12 protein-coding genes are annotated in these 20,781 nt (G+C 71.6%); 8 read left to right on the plus strand and 4 right to left on the minus strand.

The features are described from left to right. Nucleotides 1-15 precede the first annotated feature (15 nt). A complete protein-coding gene (locus tag J2S41_RS03725) occupies nt 16-1,146 on the minus strand; it encodes a S1C family serine protease (protein ID WP_310363053.1) in 1,131 nt (376 codons plus the stop codon). Between the two features lie 82 nt (nt 1,147-1,228). After that, nucleotides 1,229-2,107 (minus strand): hypothetical protein, encoded by an 879-nt coding sequence (locus tag J2S41_RS03730; RefSeq protein WP_310363056.1) that lies wholly within the window; start codon nt 2,105-2,107, stop codon nt 1,229-1,231. Nucleotides 2,108-2,194: 87 nt separating this feature from the next. Between J2S41_RS03730 and J2S41_RS03735 the strand changes: the two genes are divergently transcribed. The 6 genes from J2S41_RS03735 to J2S41_RS03760 all read left to right on the plus strand — a co-directional run bounded on the left by J2S41_RS03735 (nt 2,195) and on the right by J2S41_RS03760 (nt 8,253). Next, on the plus strand, nt 2,195-2,473 hold the full coding sequence (locus J2S41_RS03735) for a DUF1707 SHOCT-like domain-containing protein (protein ID WP_310363059.1): 279 nt from the start codon (nt 2,195-2,197) through the stop codon (nt 2,471-2,473). 23 nt (nt 2,474-2,496) lie between these two features. Beyond that, the gene (aceB, locus tag J2S41_RS03740) at nt 2,497-4,053 is read left to right on the plus strand and encodes a malate synthase A (protein ID WP_310363061.1); all 1,557 of its coding nucleotides are present in this window, start codon (nt 2,497-2,499) and stop codon (nt 4,051-4,053) included. 6 nt (nt 4,054-4,059) lie between these two features. Then, nucleotides 4,060-5,241, plus strand: a complete 1,182-nt coding sequence (locus tag J2S41_RS03745) for a DUF6986 family protein (RefSeq protein WP_310363064.1) — start codon at nt 4,060-4,062, stop codon at nt 5,239-5,241. An 83-nt stretch (nt 5,242-5,324) separates the two neighbouring features. After that, nucleotides 5,325-6,641, plus strand: a complete 1,317-nt coding sequence (gene allB / locus J2S41_RS03750; RefSeq protein ID WP_310363067.1) for an allantoinase AllB — start codon at nt 5,325-5,327, stop codon at nt 6,639-6,641. Beyond that, nucleotides 6,638-7,651 carry an allantoicase gene (alc, locus tag J2S41_RS03755; protein WP_310363070.1) on the plus strand — a complete coding sequence of 338 codons (1,014 nt, stop codon included), beginning with the start codon at nt 6,638-6,640 and terminating at the stop codon, nt 7,649-7,651. Before allB ends, alc begins: the two co-directional genes overlap by 4 nt. 71 nt (nt 7,652-7,722) lie before the next feature. Continuing rightward, a complete protein-coding gene (locus J2S41_RS03760) occupies nt 7,723-8,253 on the plus strand; it encodes a hypothetical protein (protein ID WP_310363073.1) in 531 nt (176 codons plus the stop codon). Between the two features lie 153 nt (nt 8,254-8,406). Here J2S41_RS03760 and J2S41_RS03765 read toward each other — a convergent pair whose 3' ends face one another. Both J2S41_RS03765 and J2S41_RS03770 read right to left on the minus strand, forming a co-directional pair. Continuing rightward, on the minus strand, nt 8,407-8,895 hold the full coding sequence (locus J2S41_RS03765) for a CAP domain-containing protein (RefSeq protein WP_310363076.1): 489 nt from the start codon (nt 8,893-8,895) through the stop codon (nt 8,407-8,409). A gap of 139 nt (nt 8,896-9,034) precedes the next feature. Then, on the minus strand, nt 9,035-10,948 hold the full coding sequence (locus J2S41_RS03770) for a hypothetical protein (RefSeq protein WP_310363079.1): 1,914 nt from the start codon (nt 10,946-10,948) through the stop codon (nt 9,035-9,037). A gap of 206 nt (nt 10,949-11,154) precedes the next feature. On the opposite strand from J2S41_RS03770, the gene J2S41_RS03775 reads away from it, so the two are divergent. Beyond that, on the plus strand, nt 11,155-19,668 hold the full coding sequence (locus tag J2S41_RS03775; protein ID WP_310363082.1) for an RHS repeat-associated core domain-containing protein: 8,514 nt from the start codon (nt 11,155-11,157) through the stop codon (nt 19,666-19,668). Further along, nucleotides 19,665-20,756: a hypothetical protein gene (locus J2S41_RS03780; protein WP_310363085.1), complete on the plus strand. Its 1,092-nt coding sequence runs from the start codon at nt 19,665-19,667 to the stop codon at nt 20,754-20,756. The genes J2S41_RS03775 and J2S41_RS03780 overlap by 4 nt, the downstream gene beginning before the upstream one ends. The last annotated feature ends 25 nt before the right edge of the window (nt 20,757-20,781 follow it).

Consider the following 20,781-nt stretch of genomic DNA (forward strand, 5'->3'; position numbering starts at 1 on the left):
GAAACGAAAGGCTTGTCAGCTCTCGGCGGCGATGAGGGACTGGGCGACCTCGGAGGCGCGCTCGATCGGGATGGCGAAGCCGATGCCGATCGAGCCGCCGCCCTCCAGCGTGGCGATCGCCGTGTTCACGCCGATCACCTCGCCCGCGGAGTTGACCAGGGGCCCGCCGGAGTTGCCCGGGTTGATGGAGGCGTCGGTCTGGACCGCGGTCTGGCGGGTGGCGCCCTCGCCGCCGAGGCGGACGCGGCGGTCGACGGCGCTGACGATGCCGGAGGTGACGCTGCCGGTGAGGCCGAGCGGGGCGCCGACCGCGAGGACGGTCTCGCCGACCCGCAGCGTGCTGGACTTGCCGATCGGCAGTGGCTCCAGCGCCTCGGAGGGCGTGATGCGCAGGACCGCGATGTCGGTACGCGGGTCGGTGCCGATCACGTCCGCGTCGATGGACTCGCCGTCCTGGCCGCTGACGGTGACGCTGTTCGCCCCCTCGACCACGTGGTTGTTCGTGATGATGTGCTGCGCGTCGTCGATGACGAAACCGGAGCCGGAGGAGGCGCCGTCGTCCGTGCGGACCTCGATCGACACGACGCCGGTCAGCACCTGCTCGGCCGTGCTGGTCAGCTCGCCGTCCGCGCCGACCAGCTGGGTGCCGGCGGAGCTGCCGGTCTGGCTGACCACGCCGGCGCGGTTCGCGCCGTACCAGGCGCCCGCGGTCCCGGCACCGGCGGCGACCGCCACGATGAGCGTGCCGGCCAGCACGAACCGGGGCCCGCGCCGCGGCTCCCGGTCCGGACGATCCTGACGGCGGGTGGGGCGCGGCGGCTGCTCGTAGGCGGGGGTGCCGACGGACGCCCACGGGTCCGGGGGAGCCTCCCAGGAGGTGACCGGGGTGCTGTAGGACGCCGCGGGACCGGACGCGCCGGAGAACCCGGCGTACGGATCGGAGCCGTCGGGCTGGTACGCCGGATAGCCGCCGGTGCGGTACGCCGTGAACGACGAGCCGCCGGTCGGGACCGGCGGCTCGTACGCGTCCTGCTCGGGGGCCCGGCGGCGGCCCGCCCGCCCGGCCGGCTCGTGGTCGTAACCGCCGTAGGGGGCCGGACGTCGCCAGCTCTGCGAGTCCGTGTCGTCTCGCCCGAGCGTTGCCATCTGCGCCTCCACGGTTCGTCCCACCCCGTCGCGGGTAGATACGGAGAGGAACGCGAAACGGCTCACTGATCCGCGGAAAGAATCACTGGCCGACGATCAGCCGGCCGATCGTGGTGATGATGTCGGCGTAGAACGTGCCGTCCACGTCCCGGAAGACCGCGAACGGCTCGGACGGGCTGCCGAAGAACGGGCGCAGCGTCCACGCCAGCTGGGTGCCGACGAAGCCGAACAGCGCGATCCAGATGTAGAGCAGCGTCATGCTGGCCGGCCGCTGCCCGGCGGGAAGCTCGTGCACGGCGCGGGCCTGCGGGCGGGACGGCTCCCAGCCGCCCGGCAGCAGGCCGTCGCCGGCCGGGCCCGCGGACGCGCCGTTGGCCGCGCCGACCAGCGCCGGCTCCTTCGCCGGAACCTCGGCCGGCTCCCGCTTCTCCCGCTCGATCGCGGCGGCGACCAGCGCCAGCTTGACCTGGTGCTCGTTGAACGCGGCCATGCCCGCGGTCAGGAAGCGCAGCCCGACCACCGCGGTCAGCACCAGGATCGCCACGTTGAGCAGCTTGAAGAACGAGTAGCTGTTCGACGTGATCAGGAAGAACAGGCTGATCGGCGCGAAGGCCAGCGTGAGCACCGCGGTGACCGTGATCGGCACCATGATCAGCGTGACCGCCTGCATGACCGACAGCCGGGCGCCGAAGACCAGGTTGAAGAGGTACAGCGTGGGGAGGCAGATCGCGAGCGTGGCGAGGAACAGCAGCGGCAGCTTCACGAACGAGGAGATCGCCTGGACCCAGCTGTGCGAGGCGCCGAGCACGACGCCGTAGAGCGCGAAGCTGAGCGAGGAGCTGGCGAGCATCTGGAGGCTGATCGCGCCGAGGTCCCGCTCGTCGATGATCTGTCGCCACACGCCGTCCCGGTCGCGCAGCAGCCGCTCGATGATCAGCAGCCCGCCGGGGGAGTTGGTCACGGGAGCCTCCAAGGCCGGGGAGAGTTGGCTGAGGGTACATCGAAGAAGACGGGTTCCGGGAGCCGGAATGTTGCGTAGTCTGTGCGCGTGAACGACCCCCGGCTACGCGCATCGGACGCGGACCGGCAGCGCGTGGTCGCCGACCTCGAGCGGCACACCGCGGCCGGACGCCTGTCCCTGGACGAGTTCTCGACCCGGGTGGACGCGGTCCTCGCCGCCCGCACCCACGGTGACCTGGGCCAGGTGGTGGGCGATCTGCCGCCCGAGGCCCGGCCGAGCGCGGACGCCCGGCACCTGCTGGTGGCGTTCGCGGTCGCGGCCGTCGTCGTGGCGCTCCTCGCGGTGATCATTTCGGTATACCGTTGAGCCGGACCCACAGTGGAGGGACCATGACCGAGATCCTTACGCCCGAAGCCAGGGAGTTCGTCGCGGACCTGCACCGGCAGTTCGCGGCGCGGCGGGACGAACTGCTGGCGCTGCGCGCGCTGCGCCGGGCCGAGGTGGCGCGCACCGGCCGGCTGGACTTCCTGCCGGAGACCGTGGACGTGCGCGAGGGCGCGTGGACGGTGCCGGCCGCGCCGGCCGACCTGGTGGACCGCCGTGTGGAGATCACCGGGCCGACCGAGCGCAAGATGACGATCAACGCGCTGAACTCGGGCGCGAAGGTGTGGCTGGCCGACCTGGAGGACGCGAACACGCCGCACTGGGCGAACGTGATCGGCGGGCAGGTCAACCTGTACGAGGCGGTGCGCCGGACGATCTCGTTCGACTCGCCGGAGGGCAAGCATTACGAGCTGGGCCCCGGTCCGTACCCGACGATCGTGGTCCGGCCGCGCGGCTGGCACCTGGACGAGCGCCATCTGCCCCGGGAGGACGGCACCCCGGGCGTGGGCGCGCTGGTCGACTTCGGGCTGTACTTCTTCCACAACGCGCAGGAGCTGATCGAGCGCGGCTCCGGGCCGTACTTCTACCTGCCGAAGATGGAGTCGCACCTGGAGGCGCGGCTCTGGAACGACGTGTTCATCCACGCGCAGGACCACCTGGGCGTCCCGCGCGGCACGATCCGCGCCACCGTGCTGATCGAGACGATCCCGGCCGCGTTCGAGATGGACGAGATCCTGCACGAGCTGCGCGACCACGCGGCCGGGCTGAACGCGGGCCGCTGGGACTACCTGTTCAGCATCATCAAATACTTCCGCGACGCCGGTGAGTCGTTCGTGCTGCCGGACCGCGCCGCCGTGACCATGACCGCGCCGTTCATGCGGGCGTACACGGAGCTGCTGGTCGCCACCTGCCACCGGCGCGGCGCGTTCGCGATGGGCGGGATGGCCGCGTTCATCCCGAGCCGCCGCGACCCGGAGGTCAACGCGGTCGCGATCGGCAAGGTGCGGGACGACAAGGAGCGCGAGGCCCGGGACGGCTTCGACGGCTCGTGGGTGGCGCACCCGGACCTGGTGCCGGTGTGCCGGGAGATCTTCGACGCCGCGCTCGGTAACGGCGCCAACCAGCTCGGCAAGCAGCGCCCGGACGTCTCCGTCACCGCGGACGACCTGCTGAACATCGCGGCGACGCCGGGCAGCGTGACGGACGCGGGCGTGCGCGGCAACGTGGAGGTGGCGCTGCGCTACCTGGAGGCGTGGCTGCGCGGCAACGGCGCGGTCGGCATCCACAACCTGATGGAGGACGCGGCCACCGCGGAGATCTCCCGCTCCCAGGTCTGGCAGTGGATCCACCAGGGGGTACGGACCGAGGAGGGCACCCCGATCACGGCCGAGCTGGTGCACCGGCTGGAGGACGAGGTGCTGGCGGAGATCCGCGGGCAGCTCGGCGACGAGGGCTACAAGGCGAGCCGCTTCGACGACGCCCGGACGCTCTTCGAGCGCGTCGCGCTGGCGGACGACTTCGCCGACTTCCTGACCGTGCCCGCCTACGAGCTGATCGACTGATCGCGGATGGGACGGCTGGACCCGGGCCTCCTCCCGGAACTGGACGCGCTGCTCGCCCCGGTGGACCGCGAGCTGAGTCGCCGCTATCCGGGCGACGCCGGTGACCGTCAGCCGGTGCACACGGTCTACGTCCCGGCGGACCGGGTGCACGCCGGGCTGGTTCCGGAGTGGGGTGCCGCCGCGCGCCGGGCGCTGGAGCGCGCGCCCGCGCTGCCGTACCCGGCCGGGCTGCACGCGCGGGTGACGGCCAAGCTCGCCCGCGAGCCGATCGAGGACCTGCGGATCGACTTCGAGGACGGGTACGGCATCCGCGCGGACGACGAGGAGGACGCGGCCGTGGAGGCCGCCGCCAAGGCGCTGGTCGGCGCGGAGGTGGTGCCGCCGTTCGTGGGCATCCGGGTGAAGTCGATGGAGGCGCACACCCGGCGGCGCTCGGTCCGTACCCTCGACGGCTTCTTGGACGTGCTCCTGAACGCGGGCCTGCCGGAGCACTTCGTGATCACGCTGCCCAAGGTGAGCGACCCGGCGCAGGTGGCCGCGTTCGAGACCGTGTGCGGGCGGCTGGAGTCGGCCTACGGGATTCCCGCCGAGCGCCTGCGCTTCGAGATCCAGATCGAGACGCCGCCCGCGATCCTCGGCGCGGACGGCACCGCCACGGTCGCCCGGATGATCACCGCGGCGGCAGGCCGGTGCACCGGCCTGCACTACGGCACCTACGACTACAGCGCCGCCTGCGGCATCGGCGCCGCCTACCAGAGCATGGAGCACCCGGCCGCGGACCACGCGAAGGCGGTGATGCAGGTCGCGGCGGCGGGCACCGGCGTGCGGCTCTCCGACGGCTCCACCAACATCCTGCCGGTCGGCACGGACGCCGAGGTCGCGGACGCGTGGGCGCTGCACGCCCGGCTGGTCCGGCGCTCCCTGGAACGCGGCTTCTACCAGGGCTGGGACCTGCACCCGGCGCAGCTGCCCACCCGGTACGCCGCCACCTACGCGTTCTTCCGGGACGGCGCCGCCGCGGCCCGCGACCGGCTCGCCGCCTACCTGGATCGCCGCGACACCGGCATCCTGGACGAGCCGGCCACCGCCCGCGCGCTCGCCGGGTTCCTGCTCCGCGGCCTGCGCTGTGGTGCGCTCGACCAGGATGAGCTGGGAGACTTCACCGCGGACCGGCTCGCCGCCCTGTGAGCGGGCCGGGCCAGAACGCCAGAACCGACCTGTGATCAGCGCCGATCCCGGTCCGGAACCACCTCGGTAACAAGGAGGCGGATGTGACGGATTTCGACCTGGTCGTCCGATCCCAGCGGGCGATCACCCCGGACGGTGAGCGCCCCGCCGCGATCGCGGTACGGGACGGCAGGATCGCGGAGGTCGCCGGCTACGACGCGCCGCTGCGCGCGGAGCGCGAGGAGGACCTGGGCCGGCTCGCGCTGCTGCCCGGTCTGGTGGACACGCACGTGCACGTCAACGAGCCCGGCCGGACCGAGTGGGAGGGCTTCGCCAGCGCGACCCGGGCCGCCGCGGCCGGCGGCGTCACCACGATCATCGACATGCCGCTGAACTCGCTGCCCCCGACCACCACGGCCGACGCGCTGGAGATCAAGCGGAAGGCCGCGGCCGGGCAGGTCCGGGTGGACGTCGGCTTCTGGGGCGGCGCCGTGCCCGGCAACCGCGCCGTCCTGCGCCCGCTGCACGACGCGGGCGTGTTCGGCTTCAAGGCGTTCCTGATCGACTCCGGCGTGCCGGAGTTCCCGCCGCTGACCCCCGGCGAGCTGAGCGAGGCGTTCCGGGAGGTGGACGCGCTGTTCCTGGTCCACGCGGAGGACCCGGACGAGGTCGGTGACCACGCGTCCTCGGCCAGCTACGCCGACTTCGTCGCGTCCCGGCCGCGCAGCGCGGAGAACACCGCGATAGCCCGGGTCATCGCGGCCGCCCGGCGGACCGGCGCCCGCGCGCACATCCTGCACCTCTCCTCGTCCGAGGCGGTGCCGCTGATCGCCGCGGCCAGGGCCGAGGGGGTACGGATCACGGCCGAGACCTGCCCGCACTACCTGGCGCTGACCGCGGAGGAGGTGCCGGACGGCGCCACCCAGTTCAAGTGCTGCCCGCCGATCCGGGACGCGGCGAACCGGGACGCGCTCTGGGCCGCGCTGGCGGACGGCGTGATCGACCTGATCGTCTCGGATCACTCCCCGTGCACGCCGGAGCTGAAGCGGGCGGACACCGGCGACTTCGCCGCGGCCTGGGGCGGCATCGCGTCGCTGCAGCTCGGCCTGCCGATCATCTGGACCCAGGCGCGGCAGCGCGGTCACTCGCTGAGCGACGTGGTGCGCTGGATGGCCGCCAACCCGGCGTCGCTGGCCGGGCTGGACGCCAAGGGCCGGCTCGCCGCCGGCGCGGACGCGGACCTGGTCGTCTTCGACCCGGACAGCACCCAGCGCGTCGACGTCGCGCGCCTCCAGCACCGCAATCCCGTCTCGCCGTACCACGACAGGGTCTTGACCGGGGTGGTGCTCGGCAGCTGGCTGCGCGGCGCGCCCACGGTCGGCGAGCCGGCCGGCCGGCTGCTCACCCGGGGGACCCGATGACCGACGTCACGCAGCTGACCGACCTGGCCGCCCGCGCGCTCGGCGGCGGCGTCGTCTACGCCAGCGACGAGTTCTTCGCGTTCGCGGCCGACCTGATCAACGACCACGCGCCCACGTTCACGCCGCAGAGCTTCGGCGCGCGGGGCCAGGTCTACGACGGCTGGGAGACGCGCCGCCGCCGGCCGCGCGGCACCGGCGACGACCACGACGTCGCGATCGTCCGGCTGGGCGCGCCCGGCGTGATCCACGGCGTGGTGATCGACACCGCCTTCTTCACCGGCAACTTCCCGCCGGCCGCGTCCGTCGAGGCGTGCCGCATGCCCGGTCATCCGTCCCCGGACGAGCTGCTGCGCGCGGACTGGACGCCGGTCCTGGCCCGCGCCGCGCTCAAGGGCGACGCGCGGAACACCTTCGAGACCCGCGGCGACGAGCGCGTCTACACGCACGTGCGGCTGCGGATCTATCCGGACGGCGGCGTGGCCCGGCTGCGCGTGCACGGCGAGGCCGTACCCGACCCGGCGCTGCTCCCGGAGGTCTTCGACCTGGCCGCGGCCGAGAACGGCGGCACGGTCACCGCGTGCAGCAACATGTTCTACGGTTCCGCGCCGAAGATGCTGCTCCCCGGCCTGGCCCGCTCGATGGGCGAGGGCTGGGAGACCTCGCGGCGCCGCGACGACGGCAACGACTGGGTGCTGGTCCGGCTCGGCGTGCCCGGCCGCGTCCAGCTCGCCGAGATCGACACCTCGCACTTCAAGGGCAACGCGCCCGGCGAGTTCCGGCTGCGCGGCATCCCGGACGCGCGGTCGCTGGACTCGCCCGGCGACTGGGTGGAGCTGCTGCCGCGCACCCGCGCGCAACCGGACACCCGGCACCGGTTCCCGGTCAGCGACGCGCCCAAGGTCACGCACGTGCGGCTGGACGTCTACCCGGACGGTGGCGTGGCCCGGCTGCGGCTGTGGGGCGGCATCTCGGAGAAGCAGCGCCGGCGGCTGGCGGAGCGGCACTTCTGAGTTTCGTACGCCTGTCGGGTAGGTTCTCAGGGTCGTGTTCCACGCGGCCGAATGAAGGAGCAGCTCACCCCATGGGTAAGAAGACCGTCCACGTGTCCGACTTCAGCGGCGCCGTCATCGGCGACGACGCCGAGGTGGTTCGCATCGTCGTGCTCGAGCACCCCGACCTGATGACCGGGCCGGTGCAGCTGGAGGCGCTCCCCGCGGAGGTGGAGAGCATCGACGACGCCGCGCTGGACGTGGTGGTGGTCGACGTCTTCGACGCGCACGGCGACGGCGAGGCGCGCCGGGTCACGCTCAACGCCAGCGAGTTCGACGCGCTCGCCACCGGCACGCCGATGGCCGAGGTGCTCAGGACCGCGGAGCGGGTCAAGCCGCCGAAGCAGGCCCGCAAGGCCCCGGCGGACAAGGTCGACTACGCGACCATGGAGCACGCCGGCAAGCCGCACCGGGGCCGGACCACGGAGGAGGAGGCGGAGCTGGTCCGCGAGAACCTCGACAAGATCAACGAGCGGCTGGCGGCCGAGGGCATCCGCCTGATCGACCCGGCGAACCCGGAGCACGCGGCCCGCTACGGCTTCCCGGAGCCGAGCGAAGCCTAGGCATTCATAGGCGATTTTCCCGCTTCCGGCCTGGTTGTGGTCCGCATGCTCCCGCGGGCACCGGTCGGCCGCGGGCGGCCTTCCTGCCGGTTTCGTCGTGGCATGCGGAAAGGCCCGGGGCGGCTCTCATTCGCCCCGGGCCTCTCACGTCTTCTACTTGCCGAACTCCTGGGTCCAGTACAGGACGCCCTTGGCGTTGCGGGCGGCGCCGACGCCGATCAGCGTCGACTTGCAGTTCATGATGTTCTTGCGGTGGCCCGGGCTGTTCAGCCAGCCCCGGACGACGCCCTGCGCGTCCTTGTAGCCCCACGCGATGTTCTCGCCCATGGCCGTCTTGGCGAAACCGGCCCGCTTGGCGCGCTGGGTGAAGTTGCTGCCGTCCGCGCCGGTGTGGCTGAAGTAGTTCTTGGCCGCCATGTCCGCGCTGAAGTCCCGCGCGGCCTTGGCCAGCGACGCGTTCACGGTCAGCTTCTTGCAGCCGGCCTTGACGCGGGCCTCGTTCGTCAGGGACACGACCTGCGACTCGAGCGTGGTCGTCGCGGTGGCGGCGGACGCGGAGGCCGCCGGGGCGACGAGCGTCATGCCGAGAGCGGCGGCGGGAGCGAGAACGGCGAGGGCGGCCTGGCGAACGAACTTGCGCAAGATGTGAACCTCTCGGTCGGTGTGTGTTTTCCGCGTGCACTTGTTCATTCGGCGGCGCCCCGTCCGGGCTGACGAATCGATCGGGTGCCCTCCCGTGAGCCCTCGGTTTCCGTCGGGGTGCCGGGTTCAGGGCCCGCTCTCACGTCCGGCGCAGGGACCGGGTGAGCGCGGCGGCGATCGTGGTGGCCAGAATCCAGCCGGCCGCGATCAGCAGGTAGGACAGCCACAGGTAGCGGCCGGCCGGCACGAACGCGGACTGCTGGCCGAAGTCCACCAGCGGCAGCAGCACGTCGAGCGTGTAGACCACGGCGTGGAACTCCGGCGCCTTGCCCGGCTCGGCCGCGCGGGGCGGGTGCGCCGAGTACGCGGCCGTACCGGCCCCGAGCAGCACCACCAGCCACAGCGCGGCCAGCATCGGGCGGTAGCCGTAGCCGACCGTGACGTCCTGCAGCACACCCCAGGCCCGGGACGCCCAGCCCGCGGACCGGGTGTGCGCCCGCTGCCGGGTGAGCAGCACGGATCGGGCGGCGTCGTCGTCCCCCTGCGCCCGGAGCACGGCCGCGAGCTGCTCGTACGGCTGCCGCTGCCCCTTGGCCGGGTCCCGCGCCAGCCATGCCCGCCGGTCCGTCTCGGTGGCCGGCGGCTCCAGCGTCTCGTAGGTGAGCCCGGTCAGGTGCAGCGCCTCCGGCCAGCTCGCCGGATCGTCGCGCAGCAGGCCGACCCGGGCGTGCCGCAGGTCCACCGGCCCGGTCACCGACGTGATGCGCAGCCGCAGCTCCGGGACCTGCGTCCGCCACAGCCGCAGCGCGAACGCCGCGTTCCGCCGGGTGTCCGCCGGATCGGGGGAGGCGGTCAGCGTGGCCAGGTCGAGGCAGAGCACGCTCCCGATCCGGCTGCCGGAGAGCTGCACCTGCCCGACCGCCGAGAACCCGTCGCACAGGTTCACCGTGCTGGACGCGGCCACGCCGTTCATCGCGAGCGCGACCCCGCCCGGGTTCGTCAGCGTGGCGCCGACGAAGCTGGCCGGCCCGTTCAGCACCGAGTCGTCCAGGTGGACCAGCCCGTCCAGGTGGCTCCCGCGCGCGTCGAGCGTGCCCTGCAACGTCATCGACGCGGCCCGCAGCGCGGACCCGCCCGGGTTCGACAGCCGCGCGCCGCGCAGCGCGAACGTGCGGCTGATCTGCGCGTACACGGCCCGGATCTCCCCGGTCGCGGAGAAGTCGTGCCCGATGAACAGCCCGCCGTCCAGCGTCGCCGAGTCCAGCCGCATCGCGACCCGGCCCGGGTTCGTCAGCGTGCTGTCCGTGAGGCTGACCGCGCCGCTGATCCGGCTGTGCCACATCCGCAGCTCGCCGTCGAACGTCGCGCCCCGGGCGAAGAACCCGCCCTCCACGACCAGGCTGTCCGCGCCGATCACGCCCCGGTCCCCGGCCAGCAGCGCGTGCGGCTCACCGACCGTCTCGGGCTCGGCCGGCGCCACGCACCGGGCGCGATCCAGGTCCACGTCACCGGAGATCCGCCCCTGCGACACGATGACCAGACCTTCGATGTCCGCGCGCCCGGCCGCCAGGTCACCGCCGATGATGATCCGCTCCGCCTGCACCGCGACCCCGGCCGACCGGATCCGGGCCCGGTCCAGCACCAGCCCACCGCTGATCCGGGCGCCGGGCATGCGCAGCTCCCCGTCGACCCGCGCCTCGTTCAGCTTGAGATGCCCCTCCACGGTCACGTTCGACGCGTGCAGCCCCGGCATCGTGGACCGGGCGAAGCTGGTGAACCCCAGCCGCGCCCAGTTGATCACCGGTCGCCGCTCGAACTCGCAGTCCTCCAGCAGAATCGGCGCGTCCACCTGCGCGAACCGGAGCGCGAACTCCCCGATGATCACCGCTCCGTGCAACCGCAGCGAGGCCCTCGCCCCCGGGGCCGGCGGCTGCGCACCGAGCAACAGCCGGGTCAGAACCTCGCCACGCACCTCCCGCTCCCCGTCCCGATCCGCCGTGACCGGCGTACCCGTCGGGAACGCCTCCCAGATCCGCTGTTCGAGCCCATTCACGCACTCATGATGGTCCATCCGGGCAATGCGGACGTCCGATGTGGACGACGCGCCGATGTTCATGTGAAGAAGGCGCGCGAGCTATGGCTCTTAGTTGATCATCCTGCTAGTGTCACGCGTCGCAGGGGATCGATTACCGATCGCGAATGTGTCGGCCGGCGGGTCGGATTGCTCCTGCGTCGCCGAGAGCCAACGGGGAGACAGCTGTGATCGCATGGCGTCGCGTTCTCGCGTGCGCACTGGCCGGACTGCTGCTGGGACAGGGCCTGCAGGTCCCGCCCGCCCTCGCCTTCCCCGCGGAGGAGCCGCGCCCCGGCCGTCCGGCGGGTGCCTCCGACACCGCACCGGAGCCGCTCGCGGGTCGCGCCCCGGCCGACGGCGAGCATGTCCTGCCCACCGGCGCCACCGACTCGACGCTGCGGGTGGCCGGCCGGTCCACCGCACGGCCGCAGGGTGCCGTTCCCGACCGGCTGACCGTGCCGAGGACCGAGCGGCCCACGACCGTGGTTCCGCAGCGCGTCCGGCCCGAGGTCACCGAAAAGCCGGCGCCGGTGCGCGGCTACGACGCGGCGACCAGCGAACTGGTGGCCGAGACCGGTGACGGGATCCGGCTGTTCAGCAACGCCGACGGCACGACGACCGCGCTGATCGCCGCCTCCACGGCGATCAGGACGGACGGCGACACGTTCGTGATGAAGGACGCCGGTGACCTGTCCGGCTCGCTCGATCTGCAGGTCGGCACGCAGGACGGTGGCGCGCACATCGGTCGCGCGTACCTCAACTTCGGCGGGCTGTCCACGGCGCTGCGGAACAAGTACGTCAACGGCGCCGCCCTCACGGTCTACAACACCTGGTCGGCATCGTGCACGCCGACGCCGGTCACGGTCTACCGGGTGGGCGAGCCGTGGTCGCCGTCGTCGCTGCGCTGGCCCGGCGCGTCCGTCAACCGCGCCTACGAGACCCGTTCGTTCGCGCACCAGGGCGGCTCCGCGACATGCGGCGCCGACTGGGAGTCACTGGCGCTGAACGCGGACGACGCGACCGGCTGGACGCACGGCCGCCCCTTCCACGGCCTCAGCCTGCGCGTCCCCAACGAGAAGGCGAACTCGCAGTTCAAGCGCTTCGCGGCCGCGGAGAGCGCGAACCCGCCACAGCTGAGCATCACCTACTCGGACGAGGGTGCGTCCTATGCGGTGGACGAGGTGCTGCTTCCCACCAACGCCACCGCGGGCGAGGCCACCGTCACGGTGACCAATCAGGGCGGTAGCACGTGGGCGGCGGGCGGCGGCTTCAAGCTCGGCGCCGTCATCAAGCGAGGTGCCACCACCGTCGCCACGGGAGCGAAGATCGCGCCGTCCGTGGCGATCGCGCCGATGGCCGCGGGCACGATCAAGGTGCCGCTGCCGGCCGTCAGCCCCGGCGACTACACGGTCGAGATCCAGATGTACAACGCGGCCGGCACCGCGTTCCACACCGCCTACGGCGTGCCGGTCGGCACGTTCCCGATCAAGGTGAGCAACGTGCTGCCGGCCTCGAACTACCAGCAGCCCGGCTCCGGCGGCACCGTCGAGACCATCACCCCCACGCTGTACGCCGAGGGCACCGATCCGGACAACTGGCCCGCCGGCGCGAAGCTCACGTACGACTTCAAGCTCTGCTCCGGGACGCCGGAGAAGCCCACCGACTGCGTGACGTCCGGCTTCACCGGCCAGACCTGGACCACCCCGGCTCTGAAGTGGTCGAGCACCTACTACTGGTGGGTTCGCGCGCACGACACCATCGGCGCCGGTCCGTACGCGGGCCCGCTCATGCTCACCACCCGGGTGCCGCAGCCGGCGATCACGTCGAACCTCGCGGGCAACCCGCACAGCGTGCAGGCACCCGGCGTCGATCCCGGGATCGGCAACTACTCCACCGTGGCCACCGACGCATCCGTCGCCACGGTCGGGCCGGACCTGACGATCACCCGTACGTACAACAGTCTGGACCCGAGGCGGGACAACGCGTTCGGCACCGGGTGGTCGTCGCGGATCGACACCCGGCTGACCGAGGACCGGATCGCCGGCGCGGCCACCGGTGCCAGCGTCGTCATCACGTTGCCGACCGGCCGGCAGGTGCGCTTCGGCCGCAATCCCGACGGCTCCTACGCGCCGCCGCAAGGCCAGGCGCTCACCCTGGTCCGCGACTCTGTGACCGCCACCTGGACGCTGCGCGACGCCAGCGGCGACCGGTGGGTGTTCGACGCGCTGGGGCGCCTGGTCACGCTGATCGACCAGGACGGGCTCACCGAGACGCTGCGCTACGGTCCGGACGATCGGGCCGTCGAGATCGTCAACAACGTCAGCGGGCGGCGCCTGACCCTGAACTGGTCCGGCGGCCACGTCACCGGCGTGCGCGCCAACGACGGTCCGATGTGGACGTACGGCTACGACGGTGACCGGCTCACCTCGGTCTGCGGGCCCGATCCGGCCCCCAACTGCACCAGGTACGAGTACACCTCGGGCAACCACTACCGCACCGCGATCCTGAACGACAGCCCGCGTGCGTACTGGCGTCTCGGCGAGACCTCCGGGCCGACCGCCGCCAGCGTGTCCGCCCGCTCACCCGGGAACGACGCGGGCACGTACACCGGTGTGGTGCTGAACGCCGACGGCGCGATCGGCGGCAGCACGGACCGCGCGGCCGTGTTCGACGGCGTCAGCAGCCGCGTCGCCCTGCCCGCCAAGCTGGCCAGCGCCTCCATGTCGGCCGCGGTCGAGCTGTGGTTCAAGACGACCGAGTCCGGCACGCTGCTGAGTTCGCAGAGCGGGCAGCCGTACCCGGCCGCCGCCACCGCGTCGACGCCCGTGCTCTACGTCGGCGTCGACGGGCTGCTGTACGGCGGCTTCTCCGTGCCCCGTCCCGACGGTCCCCGCCAGGCCGTCAGCGACGCCGCCGTCAACGACGGGCGGTGGCACCACGCCGTCCTCTCCGCCTCGATCGGCACCCAGACGCTCTATGTGGACGGCGTCGCGCAGAAGAAGGTCGCCACCGGGCTGATCGACCACGACCAGCAGATCCAGTACGCGATCGGTGCCGGGCACGGCAAGGACTGGCCGGCCACCAACGGCGAGGCCTTCCACTTCGACGGGGCCATCGACGAGGTCGCGATCTACACCAACGCGCTCAGCGCGCTCGCGATCGCCGGACACTACGCGGCCGCCACCGGCACCGACGTCCTCACCGGCGTCGTCCTTCCACAGGACGGCCGCCGTTACGCCACGGTCGGGTACGACAACGTCGCCGACCGGGTCCGTACGCTGACCGACAGCTGGGGACGTGCCTGGACGCTCGACGCCCCTACGCCCAACGGCGGCATCGGCGTCATCACGCTGCACGGGCCGTACCCCGACTGGACCTACCAGGTCGACTACGACAACGGCGGTCGGATCATGTCGGTCAAGCACGACGGCGCCGGAACTTTCTACGACTACAACGCCGCCGGCTTCCTCGCCAAGGTCACCGACCCGAACAACCATTCGGTCTCGTACACCACCGACGCACGCGGCAATGTGTTGTCCACGCAGACCTGCCGGGCCGCCGGCGCGTGCAACACCAGTTACTCGACCTACCACCTGAACGCCGCGAACCCGCTGGATCCGCGCAACGACAAGGTCACCTCGCGGTCCGACGCGCGCTCCAGCGGGCCGGCCGACACGACCTACCGCACCACCCTCGAGTACGACGAGGCCGGCCGGCTGACGAAGACGGTCTCGCCGAAGCCCGCGGGGGTCACCACCGCGCCCACCGAGATCTGGACGTACGCCAGGGGCACCGAGGCGGCGGAAGGCGGCGGCACCGTTCCGGCCGGGTCGCTGCTGCAACACGTCGGCCGGCGCGGGCAGTCGACCACGTACACCTACCGCGCCACCGGCGACCTGAGCGTCCAGACGTCGCCGCGCGGACTGCGCACCTCGTACACCTATGACGACCTCGGCCGGGTCGCGACCGTGACCGAGCGCAACGACGGCGGGGCGATGCTCTCCAGCCGCGCCGTCACGTACACGCCCGGCGGAAACGTCAAGACCGAGACCGGCCCGGCGGTGCGCAACCCGATCACCGGCGTCACCCACCAGAAGGTGACCACCTACACCTACGACGGCAACGGCAACACGCTGTCGGTGACGGAGTCCGACGCGACCCCGGCCGCCTCCGGCGGTGACCCGGCCCGCACCACGTCCTACGCCTACGACGCCCACGACCGGATCGTCCAGACCACCGCGCCGGGCGGCGCCGTCACGCGGACCGAGTACTCGGCCGACGGGCTCAAGACCACCACCGCCGACGCCGCCGGCATCCGCTGGTCGGACCTCTACGACGACCAGATGCGGCTGCTGACCAGCACCGCCGAGGGCCCGGGCGTCGACCCGCAGGATCCGAAGGCCACCGCGCTCACGCTGGAGTGGCGCGGTTACGACCCGGCCGGCCGACTGGCCCAGCACACCGACGCGGCCGGTCGCGTCACCCGGTACACCTACTACGACGACGGGCTGCTCGCCTCGTCGTACCGACCCGCCTTCACCGGCGCGGACGGCCGCACCCGGGACATCATGCTGGAGCAGGTCACCTACGACCCGGCGGGCAACCCGACCCGGCGCACCACGAACGGGGTCACGACCGCCTACACCTACGACGCCGCCGGCTACGTCGCACAGGAGACGGTCGACCCGGACGGGCTGAAGCGCACCGTCACCTACCAGCGCGACGCGGACGGCAACCCGGCCCGCGCCGACGTCACCGGCGCGGCGCAGCCCGGCCGCACCGAGACGGTCCGCAGCGACTACGGGCCGGACAACCAGGTCACCACCGCCGAGATCGCGCTCGCCGACGGCGGCACGCTGACCAGCGCGGTCACCTACGACGAACGTGGCCTGCCGCGGAGCAAGCGCAACGCCCGCCTGGCCATCACCGAATTCGAGTACGACGCCACCGGTGCCCTGACGAAGACCACGGGCGCGCCGGTCGACACCTGGACCAACGGCGTCAAGGCGACCAACGTCCGGCCGACCGAGACCACCGGGTACAACACGTTCGGCGAGCCGACCGAGGCCCGCGACCCGGCCGGTGCGGTCACGAGGAGCACGTACGACGTCGACGGCCGGCTGCGCACCATCACCAAGCCCGCGTACGCGCCTCCCGGCCGGATCACCATCCTCCCGGTGACCAGCCTGGAGTACGACGAGGTGGGCAACCTCGCCAAGACCACCGACCCGCTGAAGGGCGTCGCCGAGGCGGACTACGACCCGCACGGCAACCTGCTCACCGAGAAGGCGCCGCCGGTCGGTGATCAGCCGTCCACGACCACGTACCGGTACAACCGGGTGGGTGAGCCGCTGTCGGTCACCACGCCCGGTGGCGCCCAGACGCTGACCACCTACGACGATCTCGGACGGGCCGTCACCACCACCACGGTCGAGCGGGAGCCCGGGCCGGTCTCCTACCTGATCACCTCCACGGAGTACGACGACCGCGGCCGCCCGGTCCGCGTCACCAGCCCGCAGGGGCGGACCACCCGGATCGCGTACAACGGTGCCGGCGAGGTCGTCTCGACGACCGACCCCGCGGGCCTCACCTCCACCATCGACTACGACATCGCCGGCCGGGTCCGGTCGCGCATCGACCCGACCGGGCTCACCATCGCCACCACCTTCGACCTGGCCGGCCGGGCGGTCGCGGCCGAGCAGCGCCGCGGCGAGACGGTGCTGCGGACCACCAGCACCGAACTCGACCCGAACGGCAACGTGCTCTCCTCGGTCAGCGGGGAAGGGCGGCGGGACACCTTCGAGTACGACCTCGCCGACCGGGTCACCGCCCAGAACACCGTCGCCGGCGGCGGCCGGACCCTTCGCGTCGAGACCGGCTACGACATCGCCGGGAGGCTGACCCGGTACGTCGACGGGAACAAGAACGTCACCGGGTACACGTACAACGTCTGGGGCCTGACCGAGTCGACGGTCGAGCCGGCCACGCCGAGCACCCCGGACCCCGCGCAGCGCACCTGGACCGTCGACTACGACGCGGCGGGCCAGGCGGTCACCGTCCGCCTGCCCGGCGGCGTCGTCCGTACCCAGGAGTACGACGCCCAGGGGCGCCCCACGGTGGAGCGCGGAACCGGTGCCGAGCAGGCGACCGCGGACCGCCGGTTCGACTACGACGCCGACGGCCGGGTGGTGCGGATCTCCGGTGCCGCCGGCGACACCACGTTCCGCTACAACGACCGGGGCAGCCTGGTCGAGACCGGCGGCGCGAGCGGCCACAGCGTCTACGGCTGGTCCGGCGACGGCGACCTGACGATGCGCACCGACGCGGCCGGCACCGCGACCTTCACCTACGACAGCGCGGGCCGGCCCGAGTCCTTCACCGACCCGATCACCGCGCGGACCGTCGACTACGCCTACGACTCGGCCGGCCGCCTCGGCTCGGTCACCGACCGGGCGGCCAGCAAGTCGGTCAGGCGGGTCCTCACCTACGACGCGCTGAACCGGCTCGCCACGGACCAGGTGCAGCAGACGATCAACGTCGGGTTGCCCGCGCGAGTCCTTCTCGGCACCGACTACGGGTACGACCGGGACGACAACGTCACCGGCAAGAAGACGTACCAGCCGGCGGGGAGCACGGCGAACACGTACACCTACGACGGCGCGAACCGGCTGTCGACGTGGAGCGCCGGTGGCGCGACGACCACGTACACGTTCGACGACGCGGGCAACCGGACCGGCGCGGGTACGGCGACAGCGGTCTACAACGCCCAGAACCAGCTCGTCGACGACGGCACGAGCACGTACACGTACACGCCGCGCGGCACCCTCGACACCGTCACGCCGAAGAACGGCACCGGCGGCGTCCGCGACCTCGGTTACGACGCCTTCGAACGGCTGATCACCGACGGCTCGGTCACCTACGGCTACGACGGTCTGGACCGCCTCTCCACCCGCAGCGGGCTCGCCGGTCTCACCTACGACGGGACGGGCAACCAACTGGTCTCCGACGGCACCCGGGTGGTCAGCCGGGACAGCCTCGGCGAGCCGTTCTCCGACAGGGCCGTGACCGCGGCGACCGGGCGCATGCTCTACACGGACCAGCACGACGACGTCACCGGCCGGTACCTCTCGGCCAGCGCCACCGACACGCGCACCTACGACCCGTTCGGCAAGGTCATCGCGGCCACCGGGGAGACGCCGGCCCTCGGCTACCAGGGCGGGTGGACCGACACGTCCACCGGCTCGGTCAATATGGCCGCGCGCTGGTACAACCCCGAGTCCGGCACCTTCCTCAGCCGGGACAGCGTCACCAACGCGCCCGACACCGACGGCAACGCCAACCGCTACGCCTACGGCAACGGCGACCCGATCGGCAACACCGACCCGAGCGGGCACGCGGTCCTCATCGGCGAGATCGGCAACCGTACCGTGCTCGCGTCGCCGCGGACTCCGACGATATATCCCGACTCGGAGGAGCGCCTGCCGACGTCCGCACCGAGCGGGACGATTCGTAAACCGGGCGACATCCTGCCGCGTCAGTACCGAGGCGTCAGCCGCAAGCTCCCCTGGACCGCCATCCCGACGGTCATGTGGGAGATCCTCTTCGAGGACGCCGCGCCCGCCGGCGGCACGTGCCGCACCCCCGGTGGAGCGGAGCACGACTCCGGCATGTCCATCTGCAACCCCAAGAACTGGTGTGCCGCCGGCTACACCTGGTTCGTCGAGTGCCGGAAGGGGGCCGGCGCCGGTACCAAACCGGGTAGCGGCACCGCGCCCGGGACCGGGAACGGGACCGGCTCGGGTCCCGGCTACGGTCCTCTCCAGGGCATCGCGTTCTGGATCGCCGCCCTGTTCCAGATCGGGGCCACCGGCTTCGGTGGCGCCGGCGGCTCCGGGGGGCCCGGGGCCTCCGGAGGTGGGGGCGTCGGCATCGGCGGCTACCTGCCGGCACCGCCTCCACCGCCCCCGCCGTGGATTCCGCCGCTCCTGATCAGGAACCCGCCGCCACCCCCGGGTACGCAGGTCAAGCCCCGGATCCCCGTGATCCCCGCCGACCGCCCCGGCACCACCCGCGTCGACCCCGGTCCCGACCTCACCTCGCGGGCGACTGAGGTCACCAACACGGTTATCCTCCCGACCACGCCGCTGGTGCAGGAGTTCATAGACCTGGCCGGCCGCGTTCATTACAACAATCACCGGATCGTGGCGACCGACGGGCGAAATGATCCCAACGTGGCGGCTTACGACCAGCAGCGCAACCGTTGCCTGAATCAGAACGGGGGCGCGGGATCTTGGATCAATTACTCGCCGATGAAGGCCGGCGTCGCCTCTGGTGCCGAGGCTTGTTATGAGAACGGGAAGATCCCGCCGGGGGGAAGCCGGGCCACGTTCAAGCCTCGTGGGTTCGTTACCGGAGCCGGCATGGCGCGAGGGCACTTGATCGCCAGAGAGCTCGGTGGGAGCGGCACGGACGGCAGGAACGTCGTCGCTCTCTACCAGGACAAGGTCAACAACAGCGCGATGTGGCACGGCACTGAACAAGTGGTGCGCCAGTGGGTCAGGAGTGGTGACACTGTCTATTATCGAGTGGAGCCCGAATTCCTTAATAACGATCCTCTCAATCATCCGGTGCCCACGTTTGTGAACATCGTTGCCGCCAGCAAGCGCGGAACCGTGTTCATCAGAATCGAGAACGTATGAGTGACAACGTCGAAGCGCTGCGTCAAGCGGTTGGTTGGTCGTCCGTCCCGCGAGTGATCGATTGGCGCGGTCCTGTTGAAGAACTCGGTATCGCTCTACCCGGTGAGTACAAAGCTCTGGTAGAGGCTTTTCCGCCTGGCGAATTTCAAACATTCGTCAAGATTCTGCACCCCGCGGCATTCGTCGATCCGAGTGAATTCCGCACGGAGATCACCGGTTATGCGGCGATCGTTGCAGATTGGGCGGAGGATCAACCCGAGAGCTATCGGGTGTATCCGGCGGCCGGCGGGCTGATCCCGTGGGCGATAGTCGGTTTTGATTACGTCTTCTGCTGGCGGGCGGATGGGGCGGATCCGGACGCCTGGCCGACCATTATTTGCAGCGGCGGTGGCGAGCCGTGGCCAGTTGTCGAACTGCCGACAGCGGCGTTCCTCAACGCAGTGGTGACCGATCCCCCCGTTATCGAAGAGCTGGACTATATTGCGGCGGAGGTGCAGCCGCCGGAATTCACGCCACTGCGAGGATTCGAACCGGTTCCAGACCGCCCGGTGCGCAAGCCTGACCCGCAGTACTGGATTGAGCGGCTGCAGCCTTACACGCCCAGGATTTTGAGTGAGATTCCGGCTCGTGAACTGGCTCCGCTGGTCGAAGCCGTACCAGTGGCCGGGTTCGACGAGTATGCATTCCTGGAGCGCGCGGGGCGAACGCTACCCGGAGGCTACTGCGACATCGTCGCCACCCTCGGCGTGGTAACCGTAGGACCCGCTCGACTTTGTGCACCCGACGGGTCTGACAACGACTTCTTCACCGTGGGCAAGGCACTCAGCAAACGTGTCGCGGCGGAACGGAAGCAAGGCGGCGGCCCCCTCGGGACGGTCCACCCCGAGCGCGGTGGCCTGATCCCTTGGGGTCGTCTGGACGGAGGCGGTTATCTCGCCTGGGCGAGGATCACGGACGATCCCTACGAATGGCCGGTGGTCGCGCTCGACGCGACACTCCGCCACCACGTGGCGTATCCGATGTCGACGTCTCGTTTCCTGCTCGAACTTGCCACGAACCCGGACGGGGTCGTGTTGCCGCCGGCGTGAGCCGGCCCGTTGATGCGCATCATGG

The organism is Catenuloplanes atrovinosus, assembly GCF_031458235.1.
In the GTDB taxonomy this organism is placed as follows: Bacteria; Actinomycetota; Actinomycetes; order Mycobacteriales; family Micromonosporaceae; genus Catenuloplanes; species Catenuloplanes atrovinosus.

What these genes read in the sequence shown, in the direction of transcription:
- alc (WP_310363070.1), top strand. Translation starts at nt 6,638, where the DNA reads ATGACCGACGTCACGCAGCTGACCGACCTGGCCGCCCGCGCGCTCGGC.
- J2S41_RS03745 (WP_310363064.1), top strand. Translation starts at nt 4,060, where the DNA reads ATGGGACGGCTGGACCCGGGCCTCCTCCCGGAACTGGACGCGCTGCTC.
- J2S41_RS03725 (WP_310363053.1), bottom strand. Translation starts at nt 1,146, where the DNA reads ATGGCAACGCTCGGGCGAGACGACACGGACTCGCAGAGCTGGCGACGT.
- aceB (WP_310363061.1), top strand. Translation starts at nt 2,497, where the DNA reads ATGACCGAGATCCTTACGCCCGAAGCCAGGGAGTTCGTCGCGGACCTG.
- J2S41_RS03760 (WP_310363073.1), top strand. Translation starts at nt 7,723, where the DNA reads ATGGGTAAGAAGACCGTCCACGTGTCCGACTTCAGCGGCGCCGTCATC.
- J2S41_RS03780 (WP_310363085.1), top strand. Translation starts at nt 19,665, where the DNA reads ATGAGTGACAACGTCGAAGCGCTGCGTCAAGCGGTTGGTTGGTCGTCC.